Genomic DNA, 14105 nt, shown 5'->3' with positions numbered 1-14105 from the left:
GCCCCCCCCCGCGCCCCCCCCCCCCACGGCCGCCCTGCTGCGCGACCCCGCGACCCGCGCCGCCGTACGGGAGCTCGTGGCCCTGTCGCGCCCGTGGACCCGGCCCGCGCTCCCGCCGGAGGAGGCCGTCCGCCACGGCGGCATCCGCCACACCAAGAGCCGCGACCGCCACGCCATCAGCCACCACTACGACGTGGGCAACGAGTTCTACGAGCACGTCCTCGGCCCCTCGATGGTGTACTCCTGCGCCTACTGGACGGAGGACGGCACCCTGGAGGACGCCCAGCGCGACAAGCTCGACCTGGTCTGCCGCAAGCTGGCCCTCACGCCCGGCCAGCGGCTCCTGGACGTCGGCTGCGGCTGGGGCTCCATGGCCCTGCACGCCGCCCGCGAGTACGGGGTCCAGGTCACCGGCATCACCCTCTCCCGCGAGCAGGCCGCCTACGCCCGCAAGCGGATCGCCGAGGAGGGCCTGACCGACCGGATCGAAATCCGCGTCCAGGACTACCGGGACGTCAAGGACGGCCCCTACGACGCGATTTCCTCCATCGGCATGGCCGAACACGTCGGCTCCGAGCGCTACCGCGAGTACGCCGGGATCCTGCACGCCCTGCTGGCCCCCGGCGGCCGCCTGCTCAACCACCAGATCGGCCGCCCGCCGGAGCACGACGAAGCGGCGTACCAGGTCGACGAGTTCATAGACGCCTACGTCTTCCCCGACGGGGAGCTCTCCCCGGTCGGCTCCACCGTCGGCGAACTGGAGAAGGCCGGCTTCGAGGTCCGCGACGTGGAGGCGCTGCGCGAGCACTACGCGCTGACCCTGCGGGCCTGGGTGGCGCGGCTGGAGGACCACTGGGACGAGGCCGTACGGCTCACCTCGCCCGGCCGGGCCCGGGTCTGGCTGCTCTACATGGCGGCCTCCGCCCTCGGCTTCGAGCACGCCCGCCTCGGCGTCAACCAGATCCTGGCCGTGAAGCCGGGCGGCCGCGGGGACTCGGGGATGCCGCTGCGCGCCCGGGTCTGGGGCGGCGCGTAGCCCCGTACGCCCTCAGCGCGGAAGGGCCCCGGGGCGTGTGCCCCGGGGCCCTTCCTCGTCCGTGCGCGCCCCCGGCGGGGCCGGCGCTACTCGGTCTTGATGGCGGTCAGCATGTTCAGCCGGGCGGCGCTGCGGGCCGGCCACATGGCGGCCAGGACACCGACGACGGCGGCCAGCAGGAGGAAGATCCCGAGCCGGCCGTACGGCAGGACCAGCTCGTAGTTCGGCACCGCCTTGGCGAGGGTGGTGCCCACCGCCCAGGCCAGGAAGAGGCCGATGCCCATGCCGAGGACCGCGCCGAAGAGCGAGATCACCACGGACTCCAGGCGGATCATGTTCTTGACCCGGCTCCGGTCGAGGCCGATGGCCCGCAGCATGCCGATCTCCTGGGTCCGCTCGAAGACGGACATCGCCAGGGTGTTGACCACGCCGAGCACCGAGATGATCAGCGCCATGCCGAGCAGGCCGTACATGATGTTCAGCATCGTGTTGATGATGCCGCCCATCTCGTTGCGCATGTCCTGCTGCGTGGCGACGGTCATCGCCGGGTTCTTGCCGAGGGCGTCGATGACGGCCTGCTGGCCGGCCTTGGAGTCGCCCGCGGTGGCGTTGACGTAGACCTCGCGGACGTACTGCTGGTCCGTGTGCTCGCCGAGGACCTTGTTGTCGAGGACGTACGGGGACAGCAGGCCTTCGAGGTCCTTGTAGACGGCGCCGATCCGCAGGGTGGTCTTCTGGCCGTCCTCGAACTGCGCCTGGAAGGTGGAGCCGACGGTGAGGTTCTGCTTCTTCGCGGTGCTCTCGGCGACGGCGACCTCGCCCTTGCCGAGGCTGCTCAGCTGCCCGCTGACCACCTCGATGTTCAGCAGGTGGCCGATGGTGGCCGGGTTGACGCCGGAGGCCGAGCGGAAGCTCTCGCCGACCTTGAAGTAGCCGTCGGCCTGCGGGGAGACCTCCTTGATGCCGGGGGCCTTGGCCAGGGTCTCGGCCACGGACTTGTCCAGGCCGCCGATGCCGCCGGCCATGGAGACCTTGTAGTCGGCCTTCAGCTTGTCGGTGCTCATCCGGTCGACGGCCTTGCCCATGGTGATGCCGAGGACCGACAGGGTGGTGACCAGGGTGAGGCCGATGGCCAGGGAGGCGGCGGTCACGGCGGTACGGCGCGGGTTGCGCACGGCGTTCTGCGCGGCCAGCTTGCCGGGGACGCCGAACACCTTGTGCAGCAGCGGGCGGACGGCGCCGATGACCGGCCGGGAGAGCAGCGGCAGCAGCACGATCAGGCCGATGAGCATCAGGCCCGCGCCGCCGCCGATGACCATGCGGCCGTCGCCGCCCATGGACACGCCGAGGAAGACGATGCCGATGCCCGCGAGGCTGATGAGCGAACCGAGGACGTTACGCACCACCAGGGACTTCGCGGTGGCCGGGAGGTGGGCGCTGCCCATGGCGGCGACGGGGGCGATCCGTCCGGTGCGCCAGGCCGGCAGCAGGGCGGCGAGGGTGGTGACGACGACGCCGATGACCAGGGCGGCGACGACGGTGCCCGGGGCGATGACGAGGTCCCCGTCGGGGATCTTGGCGCCGATGGTGCCCATCAGGGAACGCATGCCGACCGCCAGGCCGATGCCGGCGGCCAGGCCGATCGCGGCGGAGGTGGCGCCGATGACCAGGGCCTCGGTGAGGACCGAGCGCATGACCTGGCTGCGCTTGGCGCCGACGGCGCGCAGCAGGGCCAGCTCCTTGGTGCGCTGGGCGACCAGCATGGTGAAGGTGTTGTAGATCAGGAAGACGCCGACGAAGAGGGAGATGCCGGCGAAGGCGAGCAGCATGTTGCTCATGCTGCTCATCCCCTTCTCGATGTCCTTGGCCTGCTGGGCGGCGAGTTCCTTGCCGGTCTGGGCCTTGGTGTGCTTGCCGTCGATCAGGGGCTTGATGTCGGCGAGCAGCCGGTCGGCGGAGGTGCCGGCCTTCGCGGCGACGGCGAGCTCGTCGTAGAAGCCGGGCTGGAGGTAGAGCTCCTGGGCGACCTTGGTGTCGAAGAGGACCAGGCTGCCGCCGGCGTTGACGGCGCCGTCCTCGGTGGTGAAGACGCCGGTGAGGGTGAACTCCTTGACCGGGCCGTTGGTGGCGACGCGGACCTTGTCGCCGGTCTTGTAGCCGCCCGTGGCCGCGGAGTCCCTGTCGAGGGCGATCTGGTCGTCCTTGGCGGGGCCGGTGCCCTCGGTGAAGGTGTAGCGGGGGTCCTTGCCGTCCTTGACGGGGACGAAGTTGGAGCCCTTGTTGGCCCAGCCGGAGCCGATCAGCTTGCCGTTCTCGTCGCCGACCCCGGCGAAGCCGGAGACGCGGCCGGAGACGCTGTCGACGCCCTGGACGGCCTTGACCTTCTCCAGGGTCTGCTGGCTGATGCCGGGCTCGCCCTGCTTCTGCCCGTCCTCGTCGCGGGAGGGGCCCCACGAGGTGACGGAGACGGCTACGCCGTCGTAGCTCTTGGCGGACTGGCCCGAGAGGGCCTTGCCGAGGGTGTCGGTGAAGACGAGGGTGCCGGAGACGAAGGCGACGCCGAGGGTGACGGCGAGCACCGTCATCAGCAGCCTGGCCTTGTGCGCGAGGACGTTGCGCAGGGCGGTACGGAACATGGGGATATCAGTCCTGGGCTGGAAGTCTGTTCGTGGCTTCGGTGATCAGTGACTGATCAGCTGGTGCGGCCCTTGGCGTCGAAGGCCTTCATCCGGTCGAGCACGCCGTCGGCGGTGGGCGCGTACATCTCGTCGACGATGCGGCCGTCGGCGAGGAAGATGACGCGGTCCGCGTAGGAAGCGGCGACGGCGTCGTGGGTGACCATCACGACGGTCTGGCCGAGCTCGCGCACCGAGTTGCGCAGGAAGCCGAGGACCTCGGCGCCGGAGCGGGAGTCCAGGTTTCCGGTGGGCTCGTCACCGAAGATGATCTCGGGGCGGGCGGCCAGGGCGCGGGCCACGGCCACGCGCTGCTGCTGTCCGCCGGAGAGCTGCGTGGGGCGGTGGGAGAGGCGGCCGGAGAGGCCGACCATGTCCACCACGGTGTCCAGCCACTGCTTGTCCGCCTTGCGGCCGGCGATGTCCATGGGGAGGGTGATGTTCTCCAGCGCGGTCAGGGTCGGCAGCAGGTTGAACGCCTGGAAGATGAAGCCGATCTTGTCGCGGCGCAGCTGGGTCAGCTGCTTGTCCTTGAGGCTGCCGAGCTCGGTGTCGCCGATGCGGACCGAGCCGCCGGAGAAGGTGTCCAGGCCGGCGACGCAGTGCATCAGGGTGGACTTGCCGGAACCGGAGGGGCCCATGATCGCGGTGAACTGGCCCCGGCCGAAGTCCACGGAGACGTTGTCCAGCGCGACCACCTGCGTCTCGCCCTGGCCGTACACCTTGGAGAGCTGCGTGGCGCGGGCGGCCACGGCCTGGGCGGTGTGCTGCGGGGCGTAGTTCATGGCGGTCACGGGGACTCCTGTCGAACGGATCTGCTGCGCGGTGGCGGAACCCTTCCATCCTCACCGCGGCCCTACCCGCGGGGGATCAGCCGAGGTGCCCGTTCGACGGCCCACTGGAGTCTGACCAGGGCGGCGGCCGTCTCCTCCTCTGGTATGACAGGAGCCCTGACGGAGGGGCGGCGCGGGGGGTGGCCCGGGGTGGCGGGAGGGGTGGCGCGGTGCAGCGAAATCACGTCATTCCCGGGGCGGGGCGGAGCCTCCTCCTCAGCGCTGCCGACCGTGTCTTATCGGTCCTGACGCCCACTCAATCGCCAATAAAATCAGACAACATCGGATAGAGGGGCCCGTGACGGGCGGGGTGTTCCGGATAGGCTCATCGCAGCGTTCAAGGCTTTTACCACGGGGCCCGCTGCGCCCTGCCCGGATGGTGGAATGCAGACACGGCGAGCTTAAACCTCGCTGGCCCTCGGGCCGTGCCGGTTCAAGTCCGGCTCCGGGCACTCCCGCGCTCCTCCCGCCGGCCCGCGCGGCTCTCCGCCGGCCCGGCGTTTATCCCCGGCGGTCCGCCGTCCCTTCTCTTAAGATCCTCCTCCAGCAGTAGGGTGCTTTCTTTGCGAGCGCATTACCCTTGACGCAAGGCCGCGCACGGTGGCCATGCACGTGGCCATGGAGGAGTGAGATGAGGAGCAGTAACCCGGTCTTCTCGCGACGGGGGTTCAGCCGCGACAACGGCGGATACGCGGGCTTCGACGCGCAGTACGCGCAGGCCGGGACCGCGACCAACCCGTACGCGACGAATCCTTACGCCATCGACCCGAACACGGGCATGCCGGCCGCGCCGGCCCGCGGCACCACGATGACCATCGACGACGTCGTGAGCCGTACGGCCATGACGCTCGGCACCCTCATCGTCACGGCGACCCTCGCCTGGCTGGCCCTCCCCGTCGACCCGGCGAACCTCGGCAAGTCGTACGCCATCGGCGCGGGCGCGGCGCTCGTCGCCTTCGTCCTCGCGATGGTCCAGAGCTTCAAGCGCAAGCCGTCCCCGGCGCTGATCCTGGCCTACGCGGCGTTCGAGGGCTTCTTCCTCGGTGTCATCTCCGCGGCGACCAGCTACTACCTCAGCCCCGGCGTGGTCATCCAGGCCGTGCTCGGCACGATGTGCGTCTTCGCCGCCGTGCTGGTGGCGTACAAGATGCGCTGGATCCGCGTCACCCGCCGCTTCACCGGCTTCGTGATGGCCGCGGCGCTCGGCTTCGTCCTGCTGATGGTGGCGAACTCGCTGTTCATGCTCTTCGGCGGCGGCGACGGCCTCGGCTTCCGCAGCGGCCCGCTCGGCATCGTCTTCGGCATCGTCGGCGTGGTCCTGGGCGCCTGCTTCCTCGCCATGGACTTCAAGCAGGTCGAGGACGGCGTGACCTACGGCGCCCCGCGCGAGGAGTCCTGGCTGGCGGCCTTCGGCCTCACCATGACCCTGGTGTGGATCTACCTGGAGCTGCTGCGCCTGTTCCAGATCCTCTCCGGCGACGACTAGTCGTACCGGTAGCCGCCACAAGGCACGGGGAAGGCCCCGCGAGCGACGCTCGCGGGGCCTTCCCGCGTCTCGGGAGCGTTCAGGGGTCAGGGGGCCGGGGTTCAGCCGAACCGGCGGGCCGCTCTGCGCAGCCCGTACTCGTGGACGATCGCCTTCGCCTGGCCGTGCGACAGGTCGTGCGCGCCGAGCAGCCAGCTGACCTTCTCCTCGAACCGGAGGAGGGAGGGGCCCTCGTCGACGGTACGGAGCCAGTCGGAGATCTCACGACCGGTGGTCTCGGGGATTCTGTCGATCATGTTGCGGTGGGTCTGTTCGGAGAACTCAACGGACATGGGCGCCTCCGGGGGTATCGCCGTGCTGTTCTCTTCACTGCACCGTGCCGGAGAGTTCGCCCGTTGGCAATGGTGCCGTGGCGGCGCGTAAGGTCGGCCGGGTGCTCGATACCTCGCCCCTGACCGCCGCCGTGGAACGTTTCGCCGACCGGCTGCGGGCCGCGCCGCAGAGCCGGCTCCAGCGCGGAGCCGCCGCAGAGGCCCTGGAGCTGGCCCGAGAGCTGGCCGTACGGGCCCAGCGGCTGGAGGACCCCTCGGGGGCGGCTCCGGAGCGCGTGATGCCCGACGAGGGCGTCTTCGTCGTCGGGGACCAGCTGGCGGTGGCCGGAGCGGACCTGGCCGAGGCGCTGCGCGCGGCGGCCCAGGGCGAGGGCGCCGACAGCGCGAAGGCCCCGTCCGAGATGCTGGACGAGGCCGTGGCGCTGGTGGAGCGGGCGGAAGTCAGAGCGATGCGATGACGCGGTCCGCGAGGATGTAGACGTTGCTGTCGGGGTCCCCGGCGTCGCCGCAGGAGAAGGTCAGCGCGTAGGCGCCGGAGATGCCCGAGCCGCCCAGCAGGACCGGGGCCGTGCCCGAGCGGAGCGCCTCGGCGAGGCGCTCCGCCGTCTCCCGGTGGCCCGGGGTCATGCACAGCGTGGTGCCGTCCGTGAAGACGTACACGTCGAGCGTGCCCAGCGGGCCGGGGCGGACATCCGCGAGGGCCGTACGGGCCTCCGCGAGCTCCTCCAGGCGGCTGACGGTCCGCTCGTGGTCGGCGCCGGGGTGCGGCTGGACCGGGACGAATTCGGGGTGCGAGGGATGGCGCCGGCGGGCCGCGGCCAGCTCGGCCGAGTCCTCCGGGTACTCGTCGGCGAGGTCGTCGCCCAGGACCGGCTCCAGACCGACCAGGTCCGCCTGGCGGGGCAGGAAGACGGGCCCGTCCTCACCCAGCCCGGGCAGCCCGCCCAGCAGGGACGGCGCGTCGGCGGCGTCACGGGCCTCCTGCGCGGCCCAGAAGGCCCGCGCCTCGGCCAGCTCGCGCTCGCGCTCCTCGGCGAGGGCGGCGGCCACGGCGGCTCGTATCTCGGCGGCGGGGGACTCGACGGCGCTGCGGGCGTGCGGAACGCTCGCACCGCGCACGTGGGCGGGCACGGCGAGCTCATCGCGCAGGGCCGTCACCTGCTTGCGCAGTCCGTGTACGGCGTGCAGCGCAGCAGCGCCCACGGCCGTGGCAGCGGCCGTGGTCAGCAGCAGGGCAAGAGACATGGCGCTCACTGACTAACTCCTGATTGATTCGATCCCCCGACTTCCTACATCAGCTTGTCCTGTGCTGGGAATGGCGTGCAGTGCATTACGTCATGAATTGGACAGGTCTTTCGTCCTTGGGGCCGCAGGGGGATGACGTCTGACCTGGGCAAATACCGATCCCCCAGGACAAAGGTCACATCCTGGGGGAGATTCGGTCACAGGTCGGCCGCGACGGGATTAGACCTGATGTCAGTACACCGGATGGATCTAGAGGATCCCTTGCGGGAGCTGGGGGCCCGGCTGGAGCGGTGCCGAACCCCTCACTCTGCGCGCTGTGTTCCGCGTCTCAGCTGAGGCGCTCGATGACCATGGCCATGCCCTGGCCGCCGCCGACGCACATGGTCTCCAGACCGAACTGCTTGTCGTGGAACTGGAGGCTGTTGATCAGGGTGCCGGTGATCCGGGCACCGGTCATCCCGAACGGGTGACCGACAGCGATGGCGCCGCCATTGACGTTCAGCTTGTCGAGGGGGATCTCCAGGTCCCGGTAGGACGGGATGACCTGGGCGGCGAAGGCCTCGTTGATCTCGAACAGGTCGATGTCGCCGACCGTCAGCCCGGCCCGCTTCAGCGCCTGCTTGGACGCCTCGACCGGACCCAGGCCCATGATCTCGGGGGAGAGCGCGGTCACGCCGGTGGACACGATCCGGGCCAGCGGGGTCAGGCCCAGCTCCCGCGCCTTGGTGTCGCTCATGATGACGAGCGCGGCGGCGCCGTCGTTCAGCGGGCAGCAGTTGGCTGCGGTGACCAGGCCGTCGGGGCGGAAGACCGGCTTGAGGCCCTCGACGCCCTCCAGGGTGACGCCGGCGCGCGGACCGTCGTCCTTGCTGACGACCGTGCCGTCCGGGGTGGTGACCGGGGTGATCTCGCGGGCCCAGAAGCCGTTCTTGATGGCTTCCTCGGCGAGGTTCTGCGAGCGCACGCCGAACTCGTCCATGTCCCGGCGGGTCACGCCCTTGAGGCGGGCCAGGTTCTCGGCGGTCTGCCCCATCGCGATGTAGGCGTCGGGGACCAGGCCGTCCTCGCGCGGGTCGTGCCAGTCGCTGCCCTCGCTCTGGGCGACGGCGGCCGTACGGGCCTCGGCGTCGGCGAAGAGCGGGTTGTGGGTGCCGGGCATGCCGTCGGAGGAGCCGTTGACGAACCGCGACACGGTCTCGACACCGGCGGAGATGAAGACGTCGCCCTCGCCGGCCTTGATGGCGTGCAGCGCCATGCGGGAGGTCTGGAGGGAGGAGGAGCAGTAGCGGGTGATCGTGGTGCCGGGCAGGTAGTCCATGCCCATCTGCACGGCGACGATACGGGCGAGGTTGTGGCCCTGCTCCCCGCCGGGGAGGCCGCAGCCGAGCATCAGGTCGTCGATCTGGCGCGGGTCCAGCTCGGGGACCTTGGCGAGGGCGGCCTGGATGATCGTGGCGGTCAGGTCGTCCGGGCGGACGTCCTTGAGCGACCCCTTGCCGGCGCGCCCGATGGGGGAGCGGGCGGTGGAAACGATGACTGCTTCGGGCATCGGGACTCCAAGGGGGTGCGTGCGTCGTTGCGGGACCGCAAGCGAAGTTACCGCCCCGTACGGTCGAGGTCACCGGGGTGGTGGTGTGATGCCCGTCGCTCCGGGGGGCTTGGCGGGGCGGGGTCGGGGGTGGTCCGAGTTTCGGGGGGCGGTCTCAGGGAGGGGTTGGGGGCTTCCCGTCAGTCTCATCGTCCTTCCGCGGCGGGCCGGCCTGTCAAGGGCGCTCCCTTCGGACGGTGATCGGTTGGCGATGACGCTCCCGGTCGACATGCCCGGATGGGCGGGCGACCATGGACGTGACGGGGTCGATCGGCGGGCGCGGGCGGGGGTATCCCAGCGCCGGAGCATCGTGGCCCTCGTCCTTGTCGCACCCTCCTCCCATCGCAGGTGAGGTATGACCATGAACCAGCGGACCCGTATGACCTTGTGCACCCCCCTCATGGCCTGTTCGCTCGCTGTCGGGCCGGTCACCGCCGCATGGGCAGCCCATGCCCCGGCGCGCGTACCGGCCGCAGAGTGCTTCGTCGAAGCCAAAGCGGGCGACGAGGCGAAGGCGACGGTCACCGGCGGCGGATTCGTGAAGGCCAAGGGCAAGGTTTTCCTGGATCAGACGGACGGCGGCGGCGGGGGCACCGCCACCGTGGGCGACGACGGCGCGTTCGCGTCCGGTGACGTCCCGGCCGGTAAGTACGTCGCATTCCAGCAGGGCGGTCCGCGCGTGAACTGCGTGGGCGGCCAGGTAGCCCAGGACGTCGTCAACCAGAAGCTGATCCTCTCCGAGCAGACCCGGGGCACCAATGAGGGCTGGGCCCAGGGAAAGAGGCTGGCCAAGTCCGGCGCCTGTGACGCCGAGCCGGAGCCGCCGACGCGGAACCTCCACGGCCTGGCTCCCGATGCCGAGGGCCAGAAGAAGGCGGAAGAGGCCTACAAGAACGCGTACAAGGACGCGTTCGACAAGGCGATCGACTTCTACTGCCCCAAGTAGCCGAGGACGGCCGTCGGACGCTGAGATACGGGCAGCGCGTAGCGATCTGGGGCGTGGGGCGGTCCCGAATCCGGATCCGGAGGGGCCGGATGCCCGGTCTGGCGGGCCCGGCCCGCCCCCGACCCCGCCTCAGGTAACCACCTGCGTGACCGGAGAAGCCGCGTCCGCCTCCGGCAGCCGCCGGCGGCGGCGGTGTTTCAGGAGGGCCCAGGGGCCGCGGGCCGCCGTGACCTCCGTGCCCGGTTCGCCCGCCGCCGCCGAGGCGGCCTTGGCCACCGGGAGCATGTCCTCGTTGCGCGAGACGTCCAGGCGGTCCGACTCCGGCCACACGCCCAGCGCCGCGCACAGCGTCGGCAGGACGGCCATCGCCGCCGTCGCGTAGCCCTCCGCCGAGGGGTGGTAGGAGTCCGGGCCGAACATCTCCCGGGGGTTCGCCGCGAACTCCGGGCCCAGCATGTCCCCCATCGAGACCGTCCGCGCCCCCAGCGCGACCACCCCGATCGTCTGCGCGGCCGCCAGCTGCCGCGACACCCGCCGCGCCATCCACCGCAGCGGCTGGTACACCGGCTCGATCGTGCCCAGGTCGGGGCAGGTCCCGACCACCACCTCGGAGCCCGCCAGCCGCAGCCGCCGTACGGCGGTCGTCAGCAGCCGCACCGACTGGGTCAGCGGCATCCGCCGGGTCACGTCGTTCGCCCCGATGATGATCACGGACACGTCCGGCGCCGGCCGGTCCCCGTCCAGCAGCAGCGACACCTGACGGTCCAGGTCGTCCGACATCGCCCCCGACAGCGCCACGTTCCGCAGTTCCACCGGCCGCTCCGCCACCGCCGCCAGCCCCGACGCCAGCAGTGCCCCCGGCGTCTGGCGGGCGCGCCGTACGCCCAGCCCGGCCGCTGTCGAGTCGCCCAGCATCGCCATCCGCAGCGGCCCCGGGCTCAGTTCCGGCCCGCTGAACTCGCTCCCGTAGAGACCGTCCGCGCGCGGCGGGTCCGGCAGGCCCGTGCCCACCGTCCGCTTGGCGAACTGCACCTCCGCCAGCACCAGCCCCACCGCGGCCACCCCGACCAGCCCGAGCCCGCCCCCGCCGTACGCTGCCCCCGCCGCGATCCGGCGGGCCGTTCTCGCTCTGGACACCTCTCAGGCCACCTCCTCGGTCGTGTTGACCTTCCTGCCCCGTACTGCCGGTCGGCCAATCCCTTTCCGCATACTCTGGCCGGACCTCCCGGAGAACCCGTGGAGTCCCCTTCTTGGAGAACATGGTGCAATTCCACGACTCGATGATCAGCCTCGTCGGCAACACCCCGCTGGTGAAGCTCAACCGCGTGACCGAAGGCCTGCAGGCCACCGTGCTTGCCAAGGTCGAGTACTTCAACCCCGGCGGATCCGTGAAGGACCGGATCGCCGTTCGGATGATCGAGGCCGCCGAGCAGAGCGGTGCCCTCAAGCCGGGTGGCACCATCGTGGAGCCGACCAGCGGCAACACGGGCGTCGGACTCGCGATCGTGGCCCAGCAGAAGGGCTACAAGTGCATCTTCGTCTGCCCTGACAAGGTGTCCCTCGACAAGATCAACGTGCTGCGCGCGTACGGCGCCGAGGTCGTGGTCTGCCCGACCGCCGTCGACCCCGAGCACCCGGACTCGTACTACAACGTCTCCGACCGCCTCGTCCGGGAGACCCCGGGCGCCTGGAAGCCGGACCAGTACAGCAACCCGAACAACCCCCGTTCGCACTACGAGACCACCGGTCCCGAGCTGTGGGAGCAGACGGACGGGAAGATCACGCACTTCGTGGCGGGCGTCGGCACCGGCGGCACGATCTCCGGCACCGGCAACTACCTCAAGGAGGTGTCCGGTGGGAAGGTCAAGGTCATCGGCGCCGACCCCGAGGGCTCCGTCTACTCCGGCGGCAGCGGCCGCCCGTACCTCGTCGAGGGTGTCGGCGAGGACTTCTGGCCCACCGCCTACGACCCGAACGTGACCGACGAGATCATCGCGGTGTCCGACAAGGACTCCTTCCAGATGACCCGTCGCCTCGCCAAGGAGGAGGGCCTGCTGGTCGGCGGTTCCTGCGGCATGGCGGTCGTCGCCGCGCTGCGCGCCGCCGAGGGGCTCGGGCCGGACGACGTGGTCGTCGTGCTGCTGCCGGACAGCGGCCGCGGCTACCTCAGCAAGATCTTCTCGGACGAGTGGATGGCCGGTCACGGCTTCCTGGAGGAGGCCGGTCCGGCCGCGCGCATCGGGGACGTCCTCGCGGACAAGGAGGGCGGCATCCCGTCGCTCGTCCACATGCACCCCGAGGAGACGGTCGGTCAGGCCATCGAGGTGCTGCGGGAGTACGGCGTCTCGCAGATGCCGATCGTCAAGCCGGGTGCCGGTCACCCGGACGTGATGGCCGCCGAGGTCATCGGCTCGGTCGTGGAGAAGGAGCTGCTGGCCGCCCTGTTCGCGCAGCGCGCTTCGCTGGGCGACCCGCTGGAGAAGCACATGAGCGCGCCGCTGCCGCAGGTCGGTTCCGGTGAGCCGGTGTCCGAACTGATGTCCGTGCTCGGTGAGGCCGACGCGGCCATCGTGCTGGTCGAGGGCAAGCCGACCGGTGTGGTGAGCCGTCAGGACCTGCTGGCCTTCCTGGCGAAGACGGCGAAGTAGTTCTCCGGCGCGCCGGGGCGGGGCCGGGATGCGTTCCCGGCCCTTGGCGCAAACGGTACGGTCCCGACACGTGGCGGCAGCACCGGCTTAACACGGCGACGGCACAGTGGTGTTGCCGGCGGGGCGGCCCGGGAGACCGGGGCCCGGTCGGTGTCATGTGCGGCGTCTGCGTGTCCCCGGAGCGGCTCCCGGGGGGTGCCGGCGCCTCAGGACGCGGACGGCCCTGACCCGGCCCGTGTCCCCGGCGGGGCCGCCGACGTCCCGCCCCCGGGCCCGCCCGGGGAGCGGCGGCCCCGCCCTTCTGCGCGCCCGGTGAGCCGGGTGAGTCCGGGGGGCGCCCCCGGGAAACGGCGTCCTCCCCCTCCCACATCACGGGCACGGCTTGCCGTGCTGCATAACCACATGCAGAGTGCACCGTGACTGAATATCTCACTGGGACGGAGGGGACGGCGATGAGCGACAGCCCGGCCGCACGGCTGCAGAAGCTCTTCGAGGGGCACCGGCTGACGCCGACCCAGCGGCGGATCGCGCACTGCATGGTGCGCGGTGCGGCGGAGGTGCCCTTCCTGTCGAGTGTGGAGCTCGCCGAGCTGGCCGGGGTGAGCCAGCCGTCGGTGACCCGGTTCGCGGTGGCCCTCGGCTTCGACGGGTACCCCGCGCTGCGGCGGCACCTGCGCGAGGTGGCCCCGGCCGAGCCGCCGCGGCCGGCGCGCTCGGAGTCGTACAACGAGTACCAGCAGGCCGTCGAGGGGGAGATCGAGAACCTGCGGCGGCTGGCGGTGATGCTCGCGGACCCGGCGCCGGTGGAGGAGGCGGGCCGGCTGCTGGCCGGGTCGTCCCCGCTGCCGGTGCTCGGGCTGCGGGCGGCGTCCTCGCAGGCGCGCGGGTTCGCGTACTTCGCCGCCAAGGTGCACCCCGACGTGCGGCTGCTGGACGAGGGCGGCTCGATGCTCGCCGACCGGATCGACGCGGCGGCCGCCGCCGGCGCCTCGGCGCTGCTGTGCTTCGCGCTGCCGCGCCACCCGCGCGAGGTGGTGGAGGCCCTGGAGCACGCGCGGGCGGCCGGGCTGACGACGGTGACGGTGGCCGACTCGGCGTTCGCGCCCGTCGCCCGGTACTCGGACCTGCTGATCCCGGCGCCGGTCGGCACCGGGCTGGCCTTCGACACGGCGTGCGCGCCGATGCTGCTGGGCCGGGTGCTGCTGGAGGCCATGGCGGACGCCCTGCCGGACGCGCAGGCGCGGCTGGAGTCCTTCGACGCCCGGGCCGCCGCCCGGGGCCTGTTCGTGGAGTAGCCCGGCGCTCCGGCGGGCGGG

Annotated in this window: 12 protein-coding genes and 1 tRNA gene; 7 read left to right on the top strand and 6 right to left on the bottom strand. The window is 71.4% G+C overall.

What is annotated here, in order from left to right:
* On the top strand, positions 1-1036 hold a 1036-nt coding region (locus AB0F18_RS07720), incomplete at its 5' end, for a cyclopropane-fatty-acyl-phospholipid synthase family protein (protein ID WP_362056049.1).
* 86 nt (positions 1037-1122) lie between these two features.
* On the opposite strand, the gene AB0F18_RS07715 is transcribed toward AB0F18_RS07720, so the two are convergent.
* Together AB0F18_RS07715 and AB0F18_RS07710 are read right to left on the bottom strand one after the other, a co-directional pair.
* The gene (locus AB0F18_RS07715; protein WP_362056047.1) at positions 1123-3672 is read right to left on the bottom strand and encodes an ABC transporter permease; all 2550 of its coding nucleotides are present in this window, start codon (positions 3670-3672) and stop codon (positions 1123-1125) included.
* Between the two features lie 56 nt (positions 3673-3728).
* Positions 3729-4496, bottom strand: coding sequence for an ABC transporter ATP-binding protein (locus AB0F18_RS07710; RefSeq protein WP_042809101.1), 768 nt, complete (start codon positions 4494-4496; stop codon positions 3729-3731).
* 418 nt (positions 4497-4914) lie between these two features.
* Here AB0F18_RS07710 and AB0F18_RS07705 point away from each other — a divergent pair.
* Positions 4915-4996, top strand: a tRNA-Leu gene (locus AB0F18_RS07705).
* Between the two features lie 179 nt (positions 4997-5175).
* A complete protein-coding gene (locus AB0F18_RS07700; RefSeq protein WP_362056045.1) occupies positions 5176-6030 on the top strand; it encodes a Bax inhibitor-1/YccA family protein in 855 nt (284 codons plus the stop codon).
* A gap of 101 nt (positions 6031-6131) precedes the next feature.
* On the opposite strand, the gene AB0F18_RS07695 is transcribed toward AB0F18_RS07700, so the two are convergent.
* A complete protein-coding gene (locus tag AB0F18_RS07695) occupies positions 6132-6362 on the bottom strand; it encodes a DUF4287 domain-containing protein (RefSeq protein WP_362056043.1) in 231 nt (76 codons plus the stop codon).
* A 101-nt stretch (positions 6363-6463) separates the two neighbouring features.
* Here AB0F18_RS07695 and AB0F18_RS07690 point away from each other — a divergent pair, with 101 nt between their 5' ends.
* Positions 6464-6820 carry a hypothetical protein gene (locus AB0F18_RS07690; RefSeq protein ID WP_362056041.1) on the top strand — a complete coding sequence of 119 codons (357 nt, stop codon included), beginning with the start codon at positions 6464-6466 and terminating at the stop codon, positions 6818-6820.
* Here the strand turns inward: AB0F18_RS07690 and AB0F18_RS07685 are convergent.
* Both AB0F18_RS07685 and AB0F18_RS07680 read right to left on the bottom strand, forming a co-directional pair.
* Positions 6804-7607, bottom strand: coding sequence for a hypothetical protein (locus AB0F18_RS07685; RefSeq protein WP_362056057.1), 804 nt, complete (start codon positions 7605-7607; stop codon positions 6804-6806). The genes AB0F18_RS07690 and AB0F18_RS07685 overlap by 17 nt on opposite strands.
* Positions 7608-7935: 328 nt before the next feature.
* On the bottom strand, positions 7936-9156 hold the full coding sequence (locus tag AB0F18_RS07680) for an acetyl-CoA C-acetyltransferase (RefSeq protein WP_362056039.1): 1221 nt from the start codon (positions 9154-9156) through the stop codon (positions 7936-7938).
* 400 nt (positions 9157-9556) lie between these two features.
* Here AB0F18_RS07680 and AB0F18_RS07675 point away from each other — a divergent pair, with 400 nt between their 5' ends.
* Positions 9557-10141 (top strand): hypothetical protein, encoded by a 585-nt coding sequence (locus tag AB0F18_RS07675; protein WP_362056037.1) that lies wholly within the window; start codon positions 9557-9559, stop codon positions 10139-10141.
* A 129-nt stretch (positions 10142-10270) separates the two neighbouring features.
* Here the strand turns inward: AB0F18_RS07675 and AB0F18_RS07670 are convergent, their stop codons facing one another.
* Entirely contained in the window at positions 10271-11278 is a 1008-nt protein-coding gene (locus tag AB0F18_RS07670; RefSeq protein WP_362056035.1) for an SGNH/GDSL hydrolase family protein, read from the bottom strand.
* 125 nt (positions 11279-11403) lie between these two features.
* Here AB0F18_RS07670 and AB0F18_RS07665 point away from each other — a divergent pair, with 125 nt between their 5' ends.
* Positions 11404-12789 (top strand): cystathionine beta-synthase, encoded by a 1386-nt coding sequence (locus tag AB0F18_RS07665; protein WP_362056055.1) that lies wholly within the window; start codon positions 11404-11406, stop codon positions 12787-12789.
* A gap of 452 nt (positions 12790-13241) precedes the next feature.
* Complete coding sequence (locus AB0F18_RS07660; RefSeq protein ID WP_362056033.1) at positions 13242-14084, top strand: MurR/RpiR family transcriptional regulator; 843 nt, start codon at positions 13242-13244, stop codon at positions 14082-14084.
* The last annotated feature ends 21 nt before the right edge of the window (positions 14085-14105 follow it).

Source organism: Streptomyces sp. NPDC029216 (genome assembly GCF_040648015.1).
In the GTDB taxonomy this organism is placed as follows: Bacteria; Actinomycetota; Actinomycetes; order Streptomycetales; family Streptomycetaceae; genus Streptomyces.
The sequence above is the reverse complement of the archived record's forward strand: the minus strand, read 5'-3'. Positions and strand labels throughout refer to the sequence as shown.